Annotated in this window: 22 protein-coding genes and 1 other RNA gene; 22 read left to right on the forward strand and 1 reads right to left on the reverse strand. The window is 38.4% G+C overall.

The features are described 5' to 3' along the window. Window positions 1-105 precede the first annotated feature (105 nt). Complete coding sequence (locus EO118_RS02905; protein ID WP_164723900.1) at window positions 106-3,669, forward strand: autotransporter outer membrane beta-barrel domain-containing protein; 3,564 nt, start codon at window positions 106-108, stop codon at window positions 3,667-3,669. Window positions 3,670-3,855: 186 nt separating this feature from the next. Here EO118_RS02905 and ssrA read toward each other — a convergent pair. Next, window positions 3,856-4,197: a transfer-messenger RNA gene (ssrA, locus tag EO118_RS02910) on the reverse strand. A gap of 126 nt (window positions 4,198-4,323) precedes the next feature. Here ssrA and sigH point away from each other — a divergent pair. The 21 genes from sigH (at window position 4,324) to EO118_RS03005 (ending at window position 23,765) form a co-directional block, all read left to right on the forward strand. Continuing rightward, complete coding sequence (gene sigH, locus EO118_RS02915) at window positions 4,324-4,968, forward strand: RNA polymerase sporulation sigma factor SigH (protein ID WP_127068549.1); 645 nt, start codon at window positions 4,324-4,326, stop codon at window positions 4,966-4,968. A 19-nt stretch (window positions 4,969-4,987) separates the two neighbouring features. Continuing rightward, a complete protein-coding gene (gene secG / locus EO118_RS02920) occupies window positions 4,988-5,224 on the forward strand; it encodes a preprotein translocase subunit SecG (RefSeq protein ID WP_126939070.1) in 237 nt (78 codons plus the stop codon). A gap of 55 nt (window positions 5,225-5,279) precedes the next feature. Continuing rightward, complete coding sequence (gene rnr / locus EO118_RS02925) at window positions 5,280-7,652, forward strand: ribonuclease R (protein ID WP_127068550.1); 2,373 nt, start codon at window positions 5,280-5,282, stop codon at window positions 7,650-7,652. Continuing rightward, window positions 7,652-8,116, forward strand: a complete 465-nt coding sequence (smpB, locus tag EO118_RS02930; protein ID WP_127068551.1) for an SsrA-binding protein SmpB — start codon at window positions 7,652-7,654, stop codon at window positions 8,114-8,116. The genes rnr and smpB overlap by 1 nt, the downstream gene beginning before the upstream one ends. Before the next feature lie 13 nt (window positions 8,117-8,129). Beyond that, entirely contained in the window at window positions 8,130-8,957 is an 828-nt protein-coding gene (locus EO118_RS02935; protein WP_127068552.1) for a PHP domain-containing protein, read from the forward strand. Window positions 8,958-8,966: 9 nt separating this feature from the next. Continuing rightward, complete coding sequence (locus tag EO118_RS02940) at window positions 8,967-9,824, forward strand: hypothetical protein (protein WP_127068553.1); 858 nt, start codon at window positions 8,967-8,969, stop codon at window positions 9,822-9,824. 1 nt (window position 9,825) lies between these two features. Further along, window positions 9,826-11,136 (forward strand): tRNA (N6-isopentenyl adenosine(37)-C2)-methylthiotransferase MiaB, encoded by a 1,311-nt coding sequence (miaB, locus tag EO118_RS02945; RefSeq protein ID WP_127068554.1) that lies wholly within the window; start codon window positions 9,826-9,828, stop codon window positions 11,134-11,136. Between the two features lie 15 nt (window positions 11,137-11,151). Next, window positions 11,152-13,752 carry a DNA mismatch repair protein MutS gene (gene mutS / locus EO118_RS02950; RefSeq protein WP_127068555.1) on the forward strand — a complete coding sequence of 867 codons (2,601 nt, stop codon included), beginning with the start codon at window positions 11,152-11,154 and terminating at the stop codon, window positions 13,750-13,752. Continuing rightward, complete coding sequence (gene mutL / locus EO118_RS02955; RefSeq protein ID WP_127068556.1) at window positions 13,752-15,770, forward strand: DNA mismatch repair endonuclease MutL; 2,019 nt, start codon at window positions 13,752-13,754, stop codon at window positions 15,768-15,770. The genes mutS and mutL overlap by 1 nt, the downstream gene beginning before the upstream one ends. Before the next feature lie 79 nt (window positions 15,771-15,849). After that, window positions 15,850-16,551, forward strand: coding sequence for a class I SAM-dependent methyltransferase (locus tag EO118_RS02960; protein ID WP_206168404.1), 702 nt, complete (start codon window positions 15,850-15,852; stop codon window positions 16,549-16,551). 1 nt (window position 16,552) lies between these two features. After that, window positions 16,553-17,491, forward strand: coding sequence for a tRNA (adenosine(37)-N6)-dimethylallyltransferase MiaA (miaA, locus tag EO118_RS02965; protein WP_127068558.1), 939 nt, complete (start codon window positions 16,553-16,555; stop codon window positions 17,489-17,491). A 71-nt stretch (window positions 17,492-17,562) separates the two neighbouring features. Next, entirely contained in the window at window positions 17,563-18,804 is a 1,242-nt protein-coding gene (locus EO118_RS02970; protein ID WP_127068559.1) for a methionine gamma-lyase family protein, read from the forward strand. A 1,099-nt stretch (window positions 18,805-19,903) separates the two neighbouring features. Then, complete coding sequence (locus tag EO118_RS02975) at window positions 19,904-20,110, forward strand: hypothetical protein (protein ID WP_127068560.1); 207 nt, start codon at window positions 19,904-19,906, stop codon at window positions 20,108-20,110. A 351-nt stretch (window positions 20,111-20,461) separates the two neighbouring features. Then, entirely contained in the window at window positions 20,462-20,662 is a 201-nt protein-coding gene (locus EO118_RS02980; RefSeq protein ID WP_127068561.1) for a hypothetical protein, read from the forward strand. Between the two features lie 240 nt (window positions 20,663-20,902). After that, the gene (locus EO118_RS02985; RefSeq protein WP_164726238.1) at window positions 20,903-21,061 is read left to right on the forward strand and encodes a hypothetical protein; all 159 of its coding nucleotides are present in this window, start codon (window positions 20,903-20,905) and stop codon (window positions 21,059-21,061) included. After that, the gene (locus EO118_RS08600) at window positions 21,054-21,224 is read left to right on the forward strand and encodes a hypothetical protein (RefSeq protein ID WP_164726239.1); all 171 of its coding nucleotides are present in this window, start codon (window positions 21,054-21,056) and stop codon (window positions 21,222-21,224) included. The genes EO118_RS02985 and EO118_RS08600 overlap by 8 nt, the downstream gene beginning before the upstream one ends. Window positions 21,225-21,599: 375 nt before the next feature. Next, on the forward strand, window positions 21,600-22,055 hold the full coding sequence (locus EO118_RS02990; RefSeq protein WP_127068563.1) for a hypothetical protein: 456 nt from the start codon (window positions 21,600-21,602) through the stop codon (window positions 22,053-22,055). Window positions 22,056-22,130: 75 nt separating this feature from the next. Then, entirely contained in the window at window positions 22,131-22,712 is a 582-nt protein-coding gene (locus tag EO118_RS02995; RefSeq protein ID WP_127068564.1) for a hypothetical protein, read from the forward strand. Between the two features lie 298 nt (window positions 22,713-23,010). Then, window positions 23,011-23,157, forward strand: a complete 147-nt coding sequence (locus EO118_RS08820) for a DNA/RNA non-specific endonuclease (RefSeq protein WP_206168405.1) — start codon at window positions 23,011-23,013, stop codon at window positions 23,155-23,157. A 27-nt stretch (window positions 23,158-23,184) separates the two neighbouring features. Next, window positions 23,185-23,307 carry a hypothetical protein gene (locus EO118_RS08775; RefSeq protein ID WP_255416585.1) on the forward strand — a complete coding sequence of 41 codons (123 nt, stop codon included), beginning with the start codon at window positions 23,185-23,187 and terminating at the stop codon, window positions 23,305-23,307. After that, window positions 23,307-23,765, forward strand: a complete 459-nt coding sequence (locus EO118_RS03005; RefSeq protein ID WP_127068565.1) for an immunity protein YezG family protein — start codon at window positions 23,307-23,309, stop codon at window positions 23,763-23,765. Before EO118_RS08775 ends, EO118_RS03005 begins: the two co-directional genes overlap by 1 nt. Window positions 23,766-23,792 lie beyond the last annotated feature (27 nt).

Consider the following 23,792-nt stretch of genomic DNA (forward strand, 5'->3'; position numbering starts at 1 on the left):
TCTACTGTGTGGGGAGCGGAGGGATTCACGAAGTATAAAATGTCACAATCTTGGCAATTTAATCTAGGTTGGGCACATAGATTAAAAAAAGAGAGGAGAATACGTGTGAAACATAAACATTTAGCATTACTAGTATTGGCGGCGATTCCTTTATTAGCTAGAGGGGAAGGCTTTACTGTAGACACGGTAACTCGAAATGATTGGAAAACGGTGGATACGATTTCCCTCGATGAGAAATTAGCTAAAAATGGGGGTACTATTACTGAAAATAGTGCTACAAAAATTAAGTATGAGTATAAATATGCTGATGGCACTATCTTAGGGACGAAAAGTAAGTATATGAAGGACGGAGATACAGTTAATGAAATTATCACAAATCGAAATATGACAGCTCCGAATGACATTCGGACGAAACCAACTACGGAAACGACAATAGCGTCTGATGGGACGATTCATTTCATTCATGTAGATGATGGTACATCTATTGATTGGCAAGATGGGGTACATGTGTATAACTCCAACAGTAAGCTGGTTGATCGGTCAGAAACGATTCTTAATTTTGATGCAAATACAAATTTTAATGTTACAACCCATAAAACATATCATGGAAAATTTTATCCTATGTTCAATGTGGTAAAAGTAGTCGGAGAAGGTTCGAGTGATGTGACGAAACCAGTGTCTACGGTGAACTTTTTAAAGAAAGTGACTATGGATACCCACGCGCAAACGGTTAATCCTGGAAATTTAAAGTCCTATGAAAAGCGTGTGAATGGATTCTTTCAACAAACGAATCAAGGAGGAGAATCCCATGTGCATTTTCATGATGATTTGACTATGAATATGGAGTCCACTACAAATAATTTGGAATTGGCTGCGTTCCGCCTAGAAAATAATGGGGAAAATCGGTATCGCACTGTGTCTACTAGGGATACGCTTGAAGCTGAAAAAGGTGGATCAAGTCTTACCTTTGATGGAAATGTGACAAGTACTATCTCAGGCAATACGGATACAGAGATGCGATTTTTATCTAATGTGAACTATCATGGTGGTGTTCACGTGGCATCAAAAGAAGGAAAGAACTTTGTATCTACCATCACTAATGAATCAGCGAATAACACAAAGGATACATTACATGTCAATACGGATACGGAAAATTATGGTTTCTCCGAGTTTAATTTGAAGGCTAATACGGATTTGGTTACAAAGAGCGCTGGTGGTACTGTGTGGGGCATGTATGTCAATGCTGAATCCCACGGTGAAAATCGAATCACTCTTGTAGGTGCTAAGAACAATATTTCCACGACTGGTAACGATGAAGTATATGGCATTGAAGTATCTTCTAGTTTGAATGATACAACTGGGGCAACAGATGCTAATGAAAAGCCTAGTAAAAACTTGGTAGACCTACAGAATACAACGGTTACCACTGATTCTACATCTACCGGGAAACCGTGGGTCTACGGTGTGAAAATGAGCGCTGAGAATGGCGAAAATACAGTGAATCTTACACATAGTGATGTGAAAACAGCATCCAACTACGTGGCTAGAAGTATTGATATAGGATCTGAGAATCAAGGTACAAACACAGTTACCTTATATACTACGAATATCACTACAAAAGGTGCCTATGCCTATGGCTTGAACTTGGTGAGTGCAAGAAAAGCAGGGACTGGTAGCAACTTCATTCATTGGAAAGGCAAGAACAGCATTGCCACTGAGGCGATGGCGAATGGATATGGTATACGCATTGAAAAAGATAAAGCGAATTCGGGAGCAGGTACAACCATAACCTCTGATGTAGATTCATCGTTATCAATTAAAGTAGATACAGAAGGCTCCGGAACTGGTATCTCGCAAATACATAAAGATGCGAATAATATCACAAATAGTACGTTCAACGGTGATGTGTCGATTGTTATGCGTGGTAATGGAAACGCAAAAGTAGGTGTACTGGCGAAAACTGATGCAGATAGTGATACGAACGCGAATACCATAACTTTCAATAAAAAGTTAAACATTGATGGTAATCCAATAGACCCTGCCTTAGTAGCAGGTGGCAAGAATACAACTATTACTGTATCTGGTAAGGATACGACAACCATAGTAGGTAATGTATTTGCTGCGAATGGAGGCACAGTTGATGTTAACCTATTGACGAAGGACTCCTACTTGATTGGTAAGGCGGACAACAATCCTGGTGGTACGATCAATGTGAAAGTAGATAATGGCAATTATTGGGAAATGACTGATAACTCTAAGATTAATCGATTAGATGTATCTAATGCAGGCGAAGTTCGATTTGGTGATACAGAGGTACCGATCTCCTTAACTGTGGACAGTTTAAAAGGAACTGGCGGTGTATTCCACATGGCTGGGAATGTTGGGTCTGGTGATACAGACAAACTCACCATTACTTCTAGTAGTGAAGGAGAACATGGTATTCATTTCCAAAATATGGCAGAGTCCAAATCTACGGGCTCAGAAGTGTTGCAATTAGTGGAAAGTTTAGGTAGACCAGAGGATCATAAGGCGGTATTCTCATTACTTAATAAAGATAATCATGTGGCAGTTCCTACAGATGATAAAAAGCCTAGCCTTCCTAAAACTGTCATCGAAAAAGGGGCCTACCTATATACATTAGGCAGACCTACGGATTCAAAAGTTGTTTCTATTAATGATGCAAATGTAAATAACTGGTATCTATTCCCTTATGAGGATGATGGTAAAGGAAAATTGACACCAGGTGCACACTCGACCATTCAATTCGATAACTTATTGTATAATTTACACTTAGGCAATACAGAAACATTGGTGCAGCGGTTAGGAGAAATTCATCTTCATAAAGATGTGGAACGGTCTAATACGATATGGGCTAATTATACGAATGGCAAGTTTGACTCTTCCCATCATGGTGGTTACCAACAACGATACTGGGGACTCAAAGGTGGCTATAATTGGATACATCCACGGGATACATGGATTCACTATAGTGGTTTCACCGTAGGAATGATGCAATCGACAGCTACCCTTGATGAATACCAAGGCCATGCAAAGTTATCAGGTACTGAGCTTGGTTTCTATTCCACTCGATTGTATAAGGATACTAATGTGTATGTAGATCTAGTTGGTAAAGTGAGACGTTCTCAAGGTGATTTTGACTTGGTTAACTATTCTAACGAAGCCTTGCATTCAACTACTATGCATGTGAACTCTTTCTTGGCATCTGTGGAACTGGGAAAACGTATGTATCGATCTGGTAAAGATGGTGAGGGGTTATTTATACAACCAGAAGCGCAGCTTACTTATGAAGCGAGCAAAGGGTATAGCATGGATATGTCCAATGGATTACATAGTCAATTAGGTTCTATGCACAGCTTAATAGGTCGCATTGGCGTACGGGCAGGAGTAGATAAGTCATCTTGCACCGCATGGAATCCGTATGTGAAAGTGATGTATGAAAAAGAATTCCTCGGCAATCGAACTCTTACATTTAATGAAAGTACGACACAACAACTTTCTTACAAAGGGCATTGGTTCACCTACGGCTTAGGATTCGCCTACATGAATCGAGCTAAGACAGAACAGGTGTACCTTGAGGCGCAACGATCCACCCGTGATCGAGTACGACAAAGCTGGCAAATCAAAGTTGGTGTGCGTCATACATTCTAGGAATTTATAAGAATCCCGTCACGCACTTTGTGAATTTTGAATGGGCAAAAAATGGGCAAAATCCCCCAAACTATACGAACACTTACGAACATAAAAAAGAAACAAAAATAACAAAAACCGCTTATTCATCGCATTCGCGAACACTTGCGAACACTTATGAATAAGCGGTTATTTCATTTGGTATTGTGGTGGAGACGAGGGGAGTCGAACCCCTGTCCAAACATGTTGCCCCCTAGACCTCTCCGAGCGCAGTTGATGTTTTTAACTTCGAATAGTGTTTGGACATCAACAACCTAAGCTATTCTAGCTCATGAGATTTAACTAGCTCTAATTGAGCGGATAGAACTAGCTAGCCCGTAGTTTGACGCCACATCCTTCTCCACGGGCGAGAGAAGGTGTGACGTAGCTTATGCAGCTAATGCAAAATTTTCTTCTGCGTTTAATTTAAGGTTCACTGATTTATGGTCGAGTGAGACACCAGCTCGCTTTCTAAGATACATCCATACCTGTCGAAACCTTTACGTCCCCATATATTATTGTCTTATAATTATATAGATATATGTTATGAAAGTCAAATGTAAATATGTACTTTTTTATATAGATAGTGTATACTATTAAATATCATTCCTAGTACAGAGTCACAGGAGGAATCCTATGTCATATGAAACAGAAACAGTAGCTGAGTTTGAGCGTTTTTCTTCATTAACGGATGAAGAAATTGTTACTATCTATCAACGTGAGAACAATCATTTTGCTACTGATTATATTGTGCAACGATATAAAAATTTTGTTCGATCTAAAGCTAGGTCCTATTTTTTAATGGGCGCTGATAAAGAAGATATTATACAAGAAGGTATGATTGGTTTATATAAAGCAACGCGAGATTTTAATCAAGACCATGAGGTTAGCTTCAAAGCATTTGCTGAATTATGTATTACACGTCAAATCATTTCTGCCATTAAAGGGGCGAGTCGTCAAAAACACATCCCTTTGAACTCGTATATCTCTTTAAATAAGCCAGCCTATGATGACTCAGAACGAACGCTCATTGAAGTGTTAGAGACAGAAAAAAATCTAGATCCTCAAGAAGTAGTCATCAATAGAGAGCAATATGCTCTGATTAAGGAAGTAATGGAGGCTGTTCTTAGTCCTCTAGAGTGGGATGTATTACGTGGATATATGGATGCTAAATCCTATCAAGAAATGGCAGAAGAACATCATCGTTCTGTAAAGTCCATTGATAATGCATTGCAGCGAGTAAAGAAAAAAATGGAAGTTTACTTCGGTCATAACCGTTGATACAGAAAGGAAGAGATTCATGAGAGATTTTCTAATGGTTGTTGAAATTATTATTTCTATTCTTTTAATTGTGGTAGTAGTAGCACAAACTGGTAAGAGCGCAGGTATGGGCGGTGCCGTTTCCGGTGCAGCAGATTCCGTATTCGGTGGTAAAGAGCGTGGCGTAGATGGATTCCTATCACGCTGTACGGTGATTCTTGCTACTTTGTTCGTATTAGTTAGTCTAGCTTTAGATTTAGTGTTAAGTTCTTATTAATACATAAAAAACCCTACCCTATGGTAGGTTTTTTTTATAGAAATACTGAGGTACTATGAGAGAAGAAATATTAGGATTTTTTAGAGATATATGGCCTGAATCCTATCATATCGAAGATGTTCCTTTCATCTTGGGTTATAAAGGCGAAGAGATTCAGACATATTTTTCAGTATTACATGAATTAGAAGAAGAAGGATGCATCCGTATCAAAGGTGGAGAATATGGTTCCTATCAAAAAACAGAAGACACGAAATTGATTGGTATCTATAAAGCGAGCAAAAAAGGCTTTGGATTTGTAATACCTGCCGAGGGGAACCTGCCAGATGTATTCATTCCCAATGGTTGTGCAGGGACAGCTATGCATGATGATGAAGTAGAATATATTATCAAACGAAAAAGTACGAGTGAACGAAATGCAGAAGGTATTATCCGCCGTGTTGTGACTCGAAATACAACTCGTGTAGTGGGCATATTTGAACGACTTCCTAAAAGTGGCTTTGTAACACCTCATAATGAACGATTAGGTGAGGATATTTATATTCCTTTAGAATGTACTATGGATGCACGAAGTGGTGCCACCGTAGTAGTTGAATTGACAGCTTGGCCAGAGGAACATCGTAAAGCAGAAGGCAAAATTGTGGAAATTGTAGGGGATAGTTCTACACCGGATTTAGATGTATTGTCCGTGATGGCTACCTTTGATTTGCCAAAAGAGTTTCCAAAAGATGTGCAAGAAGAGGCTCGGAAGATTTCTTTCACAGTCACTGAAGGAGCAGATCGCTTAGATTTGCGACATCAAGAAATAATCACCATCGATGGAGAAGATGCGAAGGATTTAGATGATGCTGTTCATGCGAAAGTGTTGGATAATGGCAATATTGAATTAGGGGTTCATATTGCAGACGTCAGTCACTACGTACCAGCTGGTTCTATCATTGATCAAGAGGCATATCGCCGTGGCACCAGTGTGTATTTGGTGGACCGTGTGATTCCGATGTTGCCGGTGGAGTTGTCAAATGGTATTTGTTCCTTGCAAGCTAAGGAAGATCGCTATGCCATGTCTTGTATCATGGAAGTGAACCCTCATGGTAAGGTGGTGCACTACACCATTAAACCGTCCATTATTCATATTACACGCCGTTGTAGCTATAAGGAAATCTATTTAGCTATAGAAGAGAACATTATTCCTGATGATTTGGCACCACTTATGGAGATGGTACGAACATTGGAAACATTGGCATACCAATTGATGAAAATGCGTCAACAAGCAGGGGCCATTAGTTTTGAATTCCCAGAATATAAAGTTCTCTTAGATGGTATGGGAACACCGCAACGAATTGTACGAAAAGATAGAACCATTGCAGAAAAATTAATTGAACAATGTATGTTGTTAGCCAATGAAACAGTGGCAACTTTCCTCAGTGAACGATTGGATACATCTATCTATCGTATTCATGAAGATCCAAAGGATACGAAATTAGAACAACTCATTACCGTCTTACATCATTCTGGTTATCCTGTGAAATTGCCAAGCAAGGTGGAGCCTAAGCATATTGAAGAATTATTGCAATCCGTCAGCGGTACAGAGATTGAACCTGTGGTACAGATTATGGTACTTCGTTCCATGCAACAAGCGAAATACAGCTCGGAACATATTGGACATTTTGGGTTGGCCTCTAATACATATACCCATTTTACATCGCCCATCCGTCGCTATCCTGATTTGATGGTGCATAGATTGTTACGCTATGTATTAAGTGGTAAGCCAAAACGTATGGCATCTATCGCTGATGAAGCGTACTTAACACATAGCGCCAGTCATTGTTCAGAGCGTGAACAAATCGCCACAGAAGCCGAACGAGAAACCTTGGATATGAAAAAGGTTCAGTATATGGCGCAATATGTAGGTGAAAGTTTCGAAGGTCATGTAAGTTCCATAACTGCCTTTGGTTTATTCATTGAGCTGGATAATGGGGTGGATGGATTAGTCCCATACAACTTGATGGATGATGACCATTATGTCTTTGATGAACCACATTATATGGCCTATGGTAGGCGAACCGGCAAGGAATATCGTTTAGGTACACCAGTGACGGTAACATTAATCAAAGCCGATACGGAACTTCGTCAAATTGATTTTGTTATTGGAGAAGTGGAATACATCGATGGCTACTTACGAAGAGGTCAAAGTCGTGAAGGATCACTTTCAAAACCTAAAAAAGGAAGTAAAAAATCTAATAGGAAGCAAAAAGAAGAGAAACGAAAACGCCGTGGTAGCCAATCTCATGATATAATAGAAACGACAGGTACCACGAAAGCGGTAGAGAAAATGCTACGCAAGTTGGATACAAAAAAGAAAACAGCCTTTTATGAAACGATACATAAAAAGGGTAAGCGCAATAAAGGAAAAAAACAGAGGAAACGGTAATGGCGAAAGATAACAATGCATTAATTGTAGATAATCGCAAAGCTCGGCATGACTTTCATATTCATGAAACCTATGAGGCAGGCATTGCCCTTACAGGAACGGAAGTGAAGTCGATTCGGGCTGGGCGCATCAATTTAAAAGACAGTTTTTGTCGCATTGAAAATGGGGAACTTTTCTTATACCAAGTGCATATTAGCAAGTATGAACAGGGTAATCAGTTCAATCACGAGCCGGAACGGACTCGTAAATTGCTCATGCATAAACGAGAAATTCATAAACTCTTAGGACAAGTGAAAGAAAGAGGCTATTCCTTGATTCCATTGAACTTTCACTATAGTCATGGGTATGTAAAAGTTACCATTGGCCTTGTGACGGGCAAGAAAAATTACGATAAACGACAAGATATGGCGGAGCGAGATGCAAAACGAGATATTCAACGCCGTATGAAAGAACAAAATCGTTAGGAAAGGAGGGTCTATGTTAGTCGATTTCCACATGCATACGAATGTATCAGACGGTACGTATATGCCAAGAGATTTAGTGACATTAGCAAAAGAGAAACAAATACAAGCGATATCTATTACAGATCATGATGAAGTTGGTGCCTACGGTCAATTAACAAATGAGGATAGAACAGGGATTCAAATCTATCATGGCTGTGAGTTTAGTACCTATTACAATGAGAAAGAAGTGCACGTATTGGGATATCAATTTTCCTTAGACCATCCGGAACTACAGGATTATATTTCTCACTTTAAAGAAGTGCGTCGTTCTAGAATCCATAAAATGGTGGATAAATGTGCTGAGGCAGGTTATGATATTTCCTATGAGGAATTGGTGAATACCTTTACCGATGCTGTGTCCTTTGGGCGCCCTCATATTGCGCAATTACTCATTGCTCACGGCTATGTGAAAACCGTAGGGGAAGCCTTTGATACTATGTTAAACCCCAATGGTCCTTGCTTTGTGCCGAAGGAAAAGTATGCCCCACAACAGGCTATTGATTTGATTCATCGTGCCGGTGGTATCGCCGTGCTAGCCCATCCCAAATTAGTGGAAAATGACGATTATGTGCATGAATTACTAGAACTCCCTTTTGATGGCGTAGAGGTCTATCATTCTAGCCATTCTGCCGAGGATAGTGCTAAATACCATCAATTTGCCACTGATAAGGGATTGTTAATCTCCGGTGGATCTGACTTTCACGGCATACAAGATCGATTTCCTGAAAGTATTGGTCTTGGAGAATATGAAATACAAAGTGAGTGGGTAGCAGAGTTTATGAAAGCCTTACAAGGCGCATAGAGGTGTAGTATGGATGTAATCGCATTTATTGGCCCTAGCGGAACAGGTAAAAGTCATAGAGCATTGGTGGTGGCCCATGAACACCACGCATCTTGTATTATCGATGACGGTATTTTAATTCATAATAATCGCATTGTGGGTGGATTTTCTGCTAAAAAAGAAGAAAACCGTATTAAAGCTGTTCGTCGTGCTATCTTTCAAGATAAAAAACAGGTGGAAAGTGTGCGAAAAGCACTGGATGAGATTCAACCAGAACGCCTTATGATATTGGGCACATCGGAGAATATGATTGGAAAAATTACGAAGGCCTTGGGAATCCCTGGCCCGTCCTATTATATTCATATTGAAGATGTAGCTAGTCCGAAGGATATTGAAAAAGCACAACATGCTAGATTAAAAGAGGGAAAACATATTATTCCCGTTCCATCCGTGGAGTTGAAGCCTCACTTTAAAGGCTTTTTAATCGACCCTATTAAGTCGTTCTGGCGCAGAACTAGATTGTCTACGAAGCAAGATGAGGGTTGGGAAAAATCCGTCATACGTCCAGCTTTCAGCTATTATGGCAAACTGGTCTTTGAAGATGCAGTGATTCAAGCACTCATCAAGAATAGTATTGAAAAGTCCCCAGGTGTGACAGATGTGCGCAGTATGGATATCAAAAAGAGTAAGGAAGTTACCAATGGGTTAATCTTACAAATTGACGTTACGGTTATGCTCGGATTCGTGGTCAAGGAAATCATGGATACCTTGCAAAAAACGATACGTCAAGAAATCGAATATATTACAGGCATGTCTATCGAGAGACTTGCTATTAAGGTAGGTGGCACCATTGAGCCATCAAAAGTAAAATACAAGCATAAGGAGTAATATGAAGTCATACTATATTTATACATATGGTTGCCAAATGAATGAAAGTGATTCAGAACGATTGGCCCATCAATTGGAATCTGTTGGATATGTGCCTACAAAAGAGGTAAATGAAGCAGATTTAATTATTTTAAATACTTGTTGCGTTCGTGAAACGGCAGAAAATAAAATTTATGGTCGTATCGGCGAGTTAAAGCATTTGAAAGAGAAAAATAAAAACTTGATCATTGCTATTACTGGTTGTATGGCACAGAAGAACCAAGCAGATATGTTTAAGCGGGCCCCTCATATTGATATCGTATTAGGTACCCATAATATTCAACATATCAATGAAATGGTCAAAGAAGTACAACGAACGAAAAAACGTCAAGTCAATGTAGAGATGGACAATACAGTATTGCCTGAATTGGCGGCAAAACCAAATGGTACATTCTTTGCGTGGGTACCGATCATGAACGGATGTAATAAGTTCTGTACATACTGTATCGTACCTCATGTGCGGGGCCGTGAAATTAGCCGTCCTGTAGAAGCCATCGTAAAAGATGTACGTGAATTAGGTGAAAAAGGCTTTAAAGAAATCACTTTGTTGGGACAAAACGTAAACTCCTATGGCTTGGATTTTAAAGATGGTACAGACTTTGGTACCTTAGTAGATGCCTTAGATGGAATCCCAGGCATCGAGCGTATTCGCTATATGACAAGCCATCCTCAAGATATGACGAAAGGCATGGTAGATGCCTTAGGACGCTCTTCAAATATTGTGACACAGTTGCATCTACCGGTACAGTCTGGATCTGACAATATTTTAAAACGTATGAATCGTCATTATTCTGTGGAACAATATAAAGATTTATTACAATATTGCCGTGAAAAAATCGATGGTGTTACGATCACAACAGATATTATCGTGGGCTTTCCAGGAGAAACAGAGGAAGATTTCCAACAAACATTACAATTATTGAAAGATGTACGTTATGACATGGCGTTTACTTTCATCTATTCCAAACGTTCTGGTACACCAGCGGCGGAATTTGAAGAGCAAGTGCCAGAGGAAGTAAAACGTGTTCGCTTACAAGCCTTGATGGACGTGCAAAACGAGATTTCCCTCGAGTTGAACCAAGCCATGGAAGGTAAGATCTACGATATTATCGTAGAAGGACCGAGCCGTACTGATGAAAACATGTGGTTTGGTCGTACGTCCGGTAATAAAATGGTTCTATTCCCTAAACAAGAATCTCTAAAAATTGGGGATACCATCGATGTACGTATCGATAAAGGACAAACGTGGGTATTATACGGCACTGTATTATAGAAAGGAGTTAGCAGAATGGGCAAGAAACAAACGCCTATGATGGAGCAGTATTTTAGTATTAAAGCTCGCTATGAAAAGGAACTATTATTTTTTCGGTTAGGTGACTTTTACGAGCTTTTTTACGACGATGCTATCACCGCATCACGAGAATTGAATATTACCTTAACAGGTCGCAATGCAGGTGAAGAAGATAAAGCTCCTATGTGTGGCGTTCCTTTCCATTCTGCGGAATCCTATATTGAAAGGCTCATCAGTAAAGGGTACAAGGTAGCCATCTGTGAGCAAGTTGAAGATCCGAAAGAGGCTAAGGGTATCGTAAAACGTGATGTCATCCGTGTAATTACACCAGGCACAGTACTCAGCGAAAATGGCACAAAAGATGGAGAAAATAACTTCTTAGCCTTGACCTATGAAACAGGGGGACAGCGCATTGTGTTGTTCACAGATATCACCACTGGTGAAGTCATCTGGGAACGTATGGATAGTTCTAGTGAAAGCTCGTTATTTGATGCGTTCACTATGTACCAGCCGAAAGAGCTTATCGTAGCTGGTAATAGTGAATTACCTACTAGTATCCAAGATTTTTTGACTCGCCAAATGTCTGGTATAGCCTTGTCTCCGTTCACGCCTACAGAAACGATAGACAGTATTCGTCTGAAAGGCCGTGAACATTTTTCTGATGCCGGTTTGCTTGAAGAAGATGTATTAGAAGCCTTAGGCTACGTGATTCTCTATTTGGAAAATATCATTAAAACAGATACATCTCACATCAATTATGTGCATCAACTATCTGTGGGAGACCGCATGATTTTGGATACATCTTGTTTGCGTCATTTAGAGATTACAAGAAATGTTCGAGATGGATCTAAAAAAGGTACGCTCCTAGATGTACTAGATAAAACATTAACCCCTATGGGGGCTCGCATGTTGAAACAGTGGATTGAACATCCTTTAATGGATATCCATCGCATCGTACGCCGTCAAATGGGCATAGGTGAATCTATTGATAATCCGACCATGCGTAGTCAACTGCGTTCTTTATTGACTTCTGTCTATGATTTTGAACGTATTCTAAGCCGTGTAGAAACAGGGAGTGTGTCTCCTAGAGATTTTGCCTCCTTACGAGAATCGTTACGGGTATTACCGATGATTCAAGAGGTATTACAACATTGTACCTCTAATATTCTACAAGACTGTCATAGCATGATTCATACTCATGATGACCTATGTGACCTATTAACACGGGCTATCGTGGATCAGCCGTCGTTAGCACTGAAAGATGGTCATGTCATCCGTGATGGATACAGCGCAGAATTAGATGAATTGCGATCCTTGGCTACCAATAGTCAAGAGTGGCTACATCGCTTAGAAGAAGAGGCGAAACAAGCTACAGGAATTCGCCTAAAAACAGGATATAATAAAGTATTCGGATACTATTTTGAAGTGTCCCAAGGGCAAGTAGGGCTCGTACCAGATTATTTCATTCGTAAACAAACCTTAACCAATGCGGAACGATATATTACGCCAGAGTTAAAAGAATTTGAAATTAAAATGCTCAATGCAAAAGAACAGATTCAAAAATTGGAATATTCTTTGTATCAAGACTTACGCCTTACAGCAAAAGAAAATATTAAAGAAATCCAAGAAACAGCTCGTGGCATTGCCCAATTAGATGTAATTTTGAGCTTAGGGGAAGTGGCTTTTACCAACAAATATGCATGCCCAACTATCGTGACTAATGGTTCTATTTCTATTAAGGATGGTCGCCATCCTGTCATAGAAACCTTGCTGAAACAGGAATTATTCATTCCTAATGACGTGGTGCTGAACCATTCCGAAGAAGAGTTCATACTCATTACGGGTCCTAACATGGCAGGTAAATCGACGTACATGCGTCAGGTAGCTCTACTTATGATTATGGCTCAAATTGGTTCTTTCATCCCTGCTAGAGAAGCGACTATTGCTCCTGTGGACAGAATTTTTACCCGAGTCGGTGCCAGTGATGATATTTCCACAGGCCAAAGTACTTTTATGGTGGAAATGAAAGAAGTGTCCTATATCTTAGAACACGCAACATGCAACAGTTTAGTCATCCTTGACGAAATCGGCCGTGGTACGTCTACCTTTGATGGACTTAGCATTGCTCGTGCCGTGGTGGAACATATTTGTGAAACTATTCACTGTAAAAGTTTGTTCGCTACTCATTATCATGAGTTGATTGAACTTGAAGAGCAATATAGTAAATTGAAAAACTACACCGTGGCTGTGAAAGATAAAGGCAATGATGTCCTATTCTTGCGCCGTATTGTAAAAGGTGGAGCTGACCGTAGTTATGGTATCCATGTAGCTAAATTGGCAGGATTACCAAAAGCTGTACTAGATAGAGCGAATACTATATTAGCTCACTTGGAAGATGGAACAGTAGTATCGGAACCAGCGCCTAAGAAAAAAGAAAAACCAAGCGTTGCAAGACCTCTATTTGGGAACGGCGATTTATTCACGCAACCTGTGCTCGATCAGTTGCTGAAACTAGACATTATGAGTATGACACCCATCGAGGCCATCAGTGAATTATATCGTTTACAGGAAGAGGCAAAACAAGGAGGTGGCAAGTAATGCCAACCATTCATGTTTTAGATGAAACGACCATCAATCAGATTGCAGCAGGAGAAGTGGTAGAACGCCCTGCCTCTGTAATCAAAGAATTAGTAGAAAATGCTATCGATGCAGGGGCTACTTCTATTGAAGTAGAAATTGCAGAAGGTGGCATCGAATACATGCGCATTACCGACAATGGGTGCGGTATGTCCGAAGTAGATGCACGCTTAGCTGTATTGCGCCACGCTACTAGTAAAATTCGCAGCGCCGACGATTTATACGACATTGCCTCCTTAGGGTTTCGTGGGGAAGCTATTGCTAGCATCGCCTCCGTATCCAAGTTTACCTTGCGTACACGACAAGAAACAGATGATATGGGTACACGGATTTACATCGAAGGTGGTCACATGGTGGACTGCGATCCATGTGGTACCTCAGTGGGTACCACTATTGAGGTGAAAGATTTATTCTATAACACCCCGGCTCGTAGAAAGTTTTTAAAATCAACTCGTACAGAAGCGAATAAGATTCAGGATATGATTAGCAAACTTGCACTGAGCCATACTCATATTGCTTTCAAATGTATTGTAGATACTCGGGTGACAATCATGACGCCGGGGAATCATAAGATGGTGGATACTATCGCTGCTTTATACGGATTTAAAGTCAGTGAAGATGTATTTCCCATCGCCTATGAAGCAGAAGGCATATATGTAGAAGGTGTGGTCAGCAAGCCAACGGTACTAAAGAGTAGCCGTCAATGGCAGACGACCATAGTGAACCAACGTGTCATTGCCGATAAGGCTATCTACAAGGCTATCGATACGGCATACCATGCACTATTGCCAAAAGGTGGCTATCCTTTAGTAGTGTTACAAATTGTCGTACCTCCTGGAACCGTAGATATCAATGTACATCCACGGAAAAGTGCAGTGAAATTCTCAGATGATAAACCGGTTTTTAAAGCCGTGTATAACAGTATTTTGCAAGCTTTAGAAAACCCTACGCATCACGTAACAACCAATCAAGAAGAAACCATTGCTACAGCCATCGACTACGATAAAGTATTCACTGGACGTTCTCAAGGATTTACGGTAATGCGTGAAAAAACAGAGGTTCTCGTGGATACGATTCGTCAAAAGGGATATACTGCGCCACAACGTACTGTGTACGAGCAAAGTAATTTTAATGAATCACTGGATGTGAATGAAAACTTTGTGCCTAAAAGTTATACACAGGAAGATAAAGATCGATTCAGAGCTATCCGTGAATCACGACCTAACCTAGTGCCAAGCTCAGTAGAGCCATATATGAACCAGACTGGAAATGAATCCATATCTGGAGATCTAACTGCAGTACAAGGAGTAGCAGGTAATTCTCACACGGAGAGAACTATTGGTGTAGATGATTCCTATGATATTAATCGTGGTGATTCATATAATACTAATACCAGTAAAACAGCGGCCAATCACGGACTACTTCCTATGGGCCAAGTAGCCTCTTGCTATATTTTGGCAAAAAAAGGCGATGATTTATATATTATCGATCAACATGCAGCGCACGAACGTGTGCGGTATGACAAACTATGCAAATCCTCCGAGTCCATTCCTATGCAGGAATTGTTGATGCCTATGTATATGGATGTCAGTGAAGAAGAGTTAACATTGGCGGAAGAACAGAGAGATGCATTGTTAGATTTAGGATTCCAAGTAGACCAAGGAGGACCCACTTCCTTACGTATTGATGGTCATCCTGTGGATTTCATTGAAAGCAAAGTTCCAGAGATTTTACAATACGTCTTTTCCTATATGCATGATCATCAAAGTCCAAGTGCTGCTCAGTTACGCCATGAAATGTTGGCCTATGCTTCCTGTCGTGGTGCCATTAAAGCAGGTCATAATCTGAACTTGGTACAAATTGATGCCTTGTTACAGGATTTATTCAACACAGAAAAGCCCTATGTGTGTCCTCACGGACGACCTACGATCATTAAATTTACGCCAGATGAATTAGGAAAATTATTTTTACGGAGTTAATATGTACCTCATCAGCACAAGTTCAAAGACAAATGCATATCTAATTGAACAGGCTAAGAAGGTAAGTCAACTCTTGCAGATGCCCTATGTGCCGCGTAAACATCAGTCTGTAGAAGACTTATTAGTTGCGCATCATTGTGCAGGTGCCTTACTTATCACAAAGGAAGGACCTTCTTTTATGACAAAAGAGGGAGTACCTCATCAATTTCATCTGTCAATGGCTCATTTGCGCCTGTTAGAAATTGACCGTGGACATACAGACCATCTGCTAAGAGCTATCGGCTATGAATCGGTCACATCTGTGTTGGATTGTACCGCTGGCTTAGGATCAGATAGTGCTGTTATCAGCTATGGTTGTCCACAATTAACACATCATACGGCTATTGAAGGACATCCAATTTTGGGGTATATCACAAATAATGGATTTCGACACTTTCAGCATAAAGAGCCAAAGGTAACTGAAGCATTGCGCCGCATTCAATTGGTTATCTGCAATTATCAGGATTATTTGGAGCAGTTAGAACACAATACATATGATGTTATCTATTTGGATCCTATGTTTGAAAACCCTGTTTATGAAAGTCCTCAATTTTTGCAGTGGCGTGGTCATTTACTAGAATCTAAGATCACTTCAGAAATAGTAGAACTGGCCTTGGAGAAATCGAAGCGCTTAGTCATTAAGGAGCGCAAAGGCAGTCGATTATTCAATGAGCTTCCACCTATAGAGGTGGTGGGTGGTAAATATAGTTCTATCGCTTATGGCATCTATGAAAGGAGGTAAGATGAATCAGTTAATCACTATTTTGGGACCTACCGCAGTAGGGAAGACAGCCCTTACCTTGCGGATGGCGGAAATATTAGAATCTCCTGTATTATCTGGGGATGCGTACCAAATCTATAAAGGGTTGAATATTGGCACCGCCAAACCTACCCTTGAAGAATTGAACAGAGTGCCTCACTATTTCATCGATACCCATGAGCCAAATGACTCGTACAGTGTGGCGGAGTTCAATGCACAAGCTAATACTGTCATAGATGCTATTAACAAAGAAGGCAAGATTCCTATCTTATCTGGTGGCACTGGCTTGTATGTGCAATCATTGCTAGAGGGCTATGACTTTTTAGATGTACCTCGCAATGAAAGTTTGCGCCTCGAACTGGATAGAATCTTTGATACCTCTGGATTAGAAGGTTTGCAAGCCTATGCCAATGAATTGGCTGAAAAAGAAGGTCTTACGTTACCATTCCAAGATAAACATCGCCTATACCGTGCCATCGAGTGTGTCTTAGCTGGTGAGGGACATGCCTTATTAACGCCGTCAAAAGAAGGATTAGTCTTTCAAGGACCTGTCATCGGCTTAGAACGGTCCAGAGAAGAACTATACGAACGGATTAACCTACGAGTAGAGTATATGGTTCGAGATGGTTTATTCGAGGAAGTAGAACACCTATTGGAATCTGGCGTGAAACCAGATACGCAGGCTTTCAAAGGCATTGGATATAAAGAGATTATTCCTTACTTTCACGGGAAATATTCAAAAGAACGGGCTATTGAATTAGTCCAACAACATACACGACAATTTGCAAAGCGGCAAATTACGTGGTATAAACGGATGCCGTATATTCAGTGGATTTCTATCACTCCGAATCGCAGTGAAGAAAGCATTTATGAAGAAGCTATGGAACTAGTTCAAGCTAGTTTAGAAAAATTTCAAATATGACATAGATTGGTTTAGTTAACTTATGAGGATTATGAATCAAAACTAGTTTGCTATACATAGAAAGGAATAGAATGACTGTAGAAGAGATTCGTAAACAGGCTCTAGACTTGGCTGAAAAAGAGTTCAAAAAATTTGAGCCTGTGGCGTTATATAATACAAAAAAAGTGCTGGAAGCATTTAAAGAGTGCCAACTTTCAGATTATCATTTTAATGGCACCAGTGGCTATGGTTACAATGATGTGGGCCGTGAGAAATTAGACGAAGTGTTCGCTCACGTGTTTAAAGGGGAGCGTGCCATCGTGCGCCCTCATTTCGTGTCCGGCACCCATGCATTAGCCACCACATTACAGGCTATCTTGGGCAATGGATCGAAAGGGAAAGAGTTCGTCTATGCCGTAGGACAACCTTATGATACGATGCAATCCGTCATCGGTGCGTCACGCCATGTGCCAGGATCGTTAACAGAGCAAGGTTTCATCTATAAAGAAGTTCCTTTGGTGAATAATACTTACGATTTAGAGGGCATTCGGCAAGCTGTTACAAAAAATACTCGTGTAGTGGTCATCCAACGTTCTAGAGGCTATAGCATACGAGAACCTTTGTCTGCAGAAGATATTGGTATTATTGTGAAAGCTGTAAAAGAAGTAAATCCTGAAACCATAACCTTTTTGGATAATTGTTATGGTGAATTTACAGAAACTAGAGAGCCTCTAGAAGTAGGGGCAGATATTATGGCTGGGTCCCTCATTAAAAATGCTGGCGGCGGTATTGCTCCTACCGGTGGCTACGTGGTAGGTCGAGACGACTTAGTGGAACAAGTAGGGTATCAATTGACGGCTCCAGGGTTGGGTGACCATATGGGATCCTATGCACCGGGATATCGACTATTCTTCCAAGGATTATTCTTAGCACCACATGTGGTATTACAAGCTTTGAAAGGAGCTGTCTATACAGCAGCGGTGGGAACCCTATTGGGATATGAAGTATTCCCAAAAGTCGATGCACCTCGCTTTGATTTGATCCAAGCCATCAACCTACACGGACCAGAAGAAATGGAATACTTCTGTCGTGGCATGCAAGCCTATAGCCCTGTAGATGCTCATGTTCACCCTATCCCAGGAGATATGCCTGGCTACGAAGATAAAATCATCATGGCAGGCGGCACCTTTGTACAAGGATCTTCCATTGAACTGAGTGCAGACGGACCAGTACGACCACCATATACCATCTTTATGCAAGGCGGACTTGTATTTGAGCACTCCATGCTAGGAATCTTAGGTGCTGCGGAAGAAATATTGAAACATAGAGGGTAGAATATTTATTTTTTACTAGTATAGAAAGGGGGGACGACGTGAAAGAATGGATGGAGATTGTCAGTTCGATAGTAGCCTTACTATTAGGAGATACCCCACAATGTATATCCATTGTAATACGTCAAATTGAATGAAAACAAAAACACAAAAATTCTTGTTAGTGTTGGCAATTATTGCCTTTGCATCTAACATTTATACAGGTATGAATTGGAGCTCATGGATTAATGGTGCTTTGATTGGTTACCTTTACAGAACATGGATAGGTGATGATAATGCCTAGAGGTGGAACGCGAGAAGGTGCAGGTCGTAAGGTTGGATGGCGTAAAGGATATAGCGAGGCTAGACAAGGCCATAGAAAAGTTACAAAGATCTAAAATATTAAAAGGTTTTATACAAAATGGTAAGACTACAAAAACAATATGAAACAGAGAATATGGTAGCATATAATTATTACCCTAATAATGGAACAGATTATGGGACATTTTCAGTAGATAAAACAACTTTCAACTTTACGGTTGAATGCTTAGATCCAATCTATCCGGAATTATTTTTTTTCAAAGCTTTAATAAAAGTCAAAGAAATGATTGCAAATAATGATTGCAAGAATGAAGCAAGAATTATATGGTATTGATTAATTTAACTTTGAGTTTTATTAATAAGAATTGTACCGATTTTTTCTGTATAGTTTATTAAAAAAGCTTTACCAATCACTAACATTTTGGTAGAATAGCTACAAGAACTTCTCGAGGTAGAAAATTTGTGGCCTCTACACAACTAGAAATAGGATTGAGATGTGGGGTAAGCGACACCCACCGAGAAGTATGAAACCACCTGTATAAGTAGGTGGTTTTTCTATTAATAATCATACCCCAGTTGACTGATTATTCCTTAACTGATTGTTTCACTCTCATAGAATGGAGTATAATATATAATCTAATAAGTGCCTTAAACCTCTATACAACAATTCTTGATAGAAATAAACTTGCCTTAATTTATGATAATTTATATAATAAATACAGAGATGAGTATCTAGATGAAAATTTATCTAAAGTTACTCATAGGGTATTAAAAAGTATGGATAAGCAAGGGGCGTTAACATATGTTGCAAAAAAAGCTAAACCAAGAAAAGTTAGACCACGAACTTTATGATATTTTGGACGATTGGGAAAACGATTCGACACCGTTTTATACATTAGAAACAGTTCATTTATATTACAAAGAGCTTGATGAGTTTGATAAGTTATGCGATTCTAATAAAGAATTAGAAGAGTACACAAAAAAATTATTTAAAGAGTTGGGATTCTAACCACTTACCTAGGTAGGTGGTTTTTCTAGTAGTCATATCATAGCTGATTTGATCTATTATTCTTTTAAGTGATTGTCACAATCCCATAGAATACGGTATATTACATAATAATATAAGTGGAAATGCATTAGCTCATCCTTTTGTGTTGCATGAAATTTGGTGATGATTTTATAAAAACGTATGCAGTAAGAAATGATTCTTGAATAATAGGTTGCCTTAAAGGTCATCGAGATCATCTTGCCAGACTATTTTATGTTTTATATAATAAAGACATAAATAACAGACAACCAGAAATACATGAGATTGTTGCTTTAGTGTTAAAAGAAATGGATAAAAAGAGGGTGTTGTGGTATGTCGAACAAGACAATAAATAATAATGATACTATAAAATATGATTATCTTGATGATTTTAAAAATGATCCAGAGCCAGTGATAACATGGGATACAAAAGAAGCTTATTTTGCAAGTGCTGATGAACTTTGCAGAATGTTAGCTGAAGATAAAGAATATCAAGACTTTCTTGACGCATTATGTAAAAAATTTGGATACTAACCACTTACTAAGGTAGGTGGTTCTTATGTATAAAGATATATTAATGTGAAAAAGGGCATACATAAGACTTACCTATTCTAACTTAGTTATCAATATGCTAAGGAGGATTAAAATAGGTGATTATGCAGAGGATTAAAAATAATCTCTATCTATACAAACTTTTTTCGATAAAGTGGTATAATAAAACTAATCATAAAATGACATAGATTAACTATGAAAGGAATTTTAGAGTTGATAGGTATGAAAATTATATTGAAAGTGTACGTAGTATTAGCAATTGCTGTGTTTATCGCTAAAATTTACACAGGATTAGATTGGAGTTCATGGATTAATGGTTTCGTTGTTAGCTATGCAATTACAATTATAGCTAAATTCATGGGTGGTGATAAGGATGCCTAGAGGGGGAGCACGAGAAGGTGCGGGTAGACCATTAACAGGTGGAGAGCTAAGAAAGCAACGCCAATTAAGAGCTACAGAAGAAGAGTGGCAAATTATTAGAGAGTTTTCTCAAATCCTAAAAAAAGACAAAGAACGAGCCAAACGGATGTTGGCAGTAGAATAGTTATGCGGACGCTTAGAGATAGGCGTCCTTTTGTGTTGCTTGAAATGTGGTAATGATCTTATAAAAACGTATATAGTAAGAAATAATAGTTAAATAACAGGTGTAGCAAATGGTTAGCTATTCTAATTTAGTTTATCAATATGATATGATGTATATATGACTAAAGAGCAGTGAAAATGAATAAGCTTTCAATAGATGATTTTATGAAAGTAATCTATATTGTGATGAATTGGTAGAGGTGATTACATGTGTAAAAGATATAAAATACTATTATACCTGTTTACAAGTATTCTAGAGGGGAAATGTATTTCATGGTGTCTTTTTGATCACTATTGGGATAAAAGAACGACACACTCCTTAACAAAAAATGAGTTTATGGAAAAGTATTGTGATAAAAAAATATCTAGAATCTATCATATTTTATATAATTTAATTACTAATGTTCATTTTGATGCTCAATTATATGACTTATTAAAAATGGTAATTCAGTCACATGAGCTTATAGATCAACCATATTTTTTGGCAGTAGAACTATATAAAAAGATGCTTTCATATAATCCAAACAAAGAAAATTGCGTACATTTTTATAGATACTTAATTATCAATGCATGGGAATTTGAAGGCACTATTGTAAAAGGTTTATTATTTGAGAAAAAGTATGAAGAAATAAAAGACTTTGCTATACAGCATACATTTGCAACTATTGATACTTCATTTTTCATGGAATCTAGTATATGGCGGAATGTTGATTATGAAGAATACTTAGAGTCACGAAATATAGATTGGAGAGTTGAACCTACATTTGAAGATAGTTTGCGACTATTTCCGTAAATTCAATAGAAAATTCTTACAATATAAATGATATAGCTATCCCTCAAATATTCCTTTTTATATAGTTAGCAGGTGATGAAAGTGCGAAAAGTATGTGTATGGCTTTTAATAATCGTGGCGATAATGGGGCTACTCTATCTATATATTAATATTCATCAGTATATGACTACAAAAACTTTTTTTCGATATGAAATAACCTATCTTTATGAATTGAGAGATTACTTTAATAATCTAACTATAGAAAATGATATGTATACGTATATTGTAAAAGGTGATAATTTATATACTTATGGATTATCAGGATATACAAAAACAAAATTGGGATTAGATATACATATTATTAAAATCTTAAATGGTGAATATGAAAAAAATTATATTACTGATGTAGAAGGAAGAGGCTCATTTTACTCGAGTATTGAGGAATTAAGATATGGGTATTCAGATGATATTACTCTTTTAACAAATTTTGAAGATATGGATGATGAAGATATAAATACCTTTTATTTCTTGTATAAAAGAAGACCAGATATTGAAGTCTTTTTATCTTCTATAGAAAAATCTCGTTTTTCCTATAAAGATGGAAAAAAAGTAGCACAAGGACTCCGGGAATTAAATGATTCCTTAATTAAAGAATATATGAAGAGGAATGGGAAATAAACAATACTTCTAAATAATAGTTAAAACCTAGATGTTATGTAGAAATCTATGAGTATCCTCTAAACAATCTACTACTGAAACGGCAAGTCCTACTACTAATACAACAAACTTAGCTGATAGTCCAGATATTTATCGGAATGGTGAGCAATATGAACCAGGAGTGCAAAGAAGAAAATTAAAAGAGAATATTGTATATGAGAGTAAAGGGTATTATTACCAAACCGATGAATTAGGTCGTATAAAAGCTGCCCAAGGAGACTTACGCTTAGAAGCTGGTAAGAGAAATAACTGAGATCAATTGAAAGCAGGTGGTGATGACCGATTACCAGGCGACCATGGAGGGCATCTGATAGCTAATATCTTTGGAGGTTCAGGAGAATTAGATAATCTAGTTGCTATGGATGCAATTGTAAATAATAGTAGATATAGGAAAATAGAAAATTAATGGAAGAATGCATTACAAGAGGGGAAGGTGGTGAACGTAACGATAGATATAGTATATGATGGAGCGAATAAAAGGCCGAAAAAATTTAATGTAAAATTTGTTATTGATAAACAAGAAGCGACAGAAAGCTTTTTAAATGGAGGCTCATAATGTTTGCAAAAGATAAAAAGTTGCTGATGGAAAAAAGTTTAATACAGGCAACCAGAGAACTAGGCGATACATGTATCCCTGGCAATTGGTCAAAGATATTAGTTTATGCTGAAGTAAGTTCAATATCATATACGAGCAGTTTTATAGTCGTATATAATGATGATTCTTTTATAGTTGAAAATGATTTATTTATAATTTCTAACTATACTAGAAAAAATATTTCAGATTTAGGGGTAAAATTAGGAGAAATAGCACATAGTGCTTATAGTAGTATAGCAAATGAAGAGAATGAAGAGGATTGTCTTTTGGAGTTTGTTGAGTTAGAACTGGATTCCAATGGAAATAGTCAAATATATTATCATGAACTTCCATTAGAGTATGAATATTTCACTACACCAAGAGTAATCTGGGAGTATAGAAAGATAGGACTTACAAGTCGTTTTTTTTTTTACTCTTAATTATCTAGTTTAGTAAAACAAATAAAT

It is taken from the genome of Veillonella sp. 3891, from assembly GCF_003992315.1.
Lineage (GTDB): Bacteria > Bacillota > Negativicutes > Veillonellales > Veillonellaceae > F0422.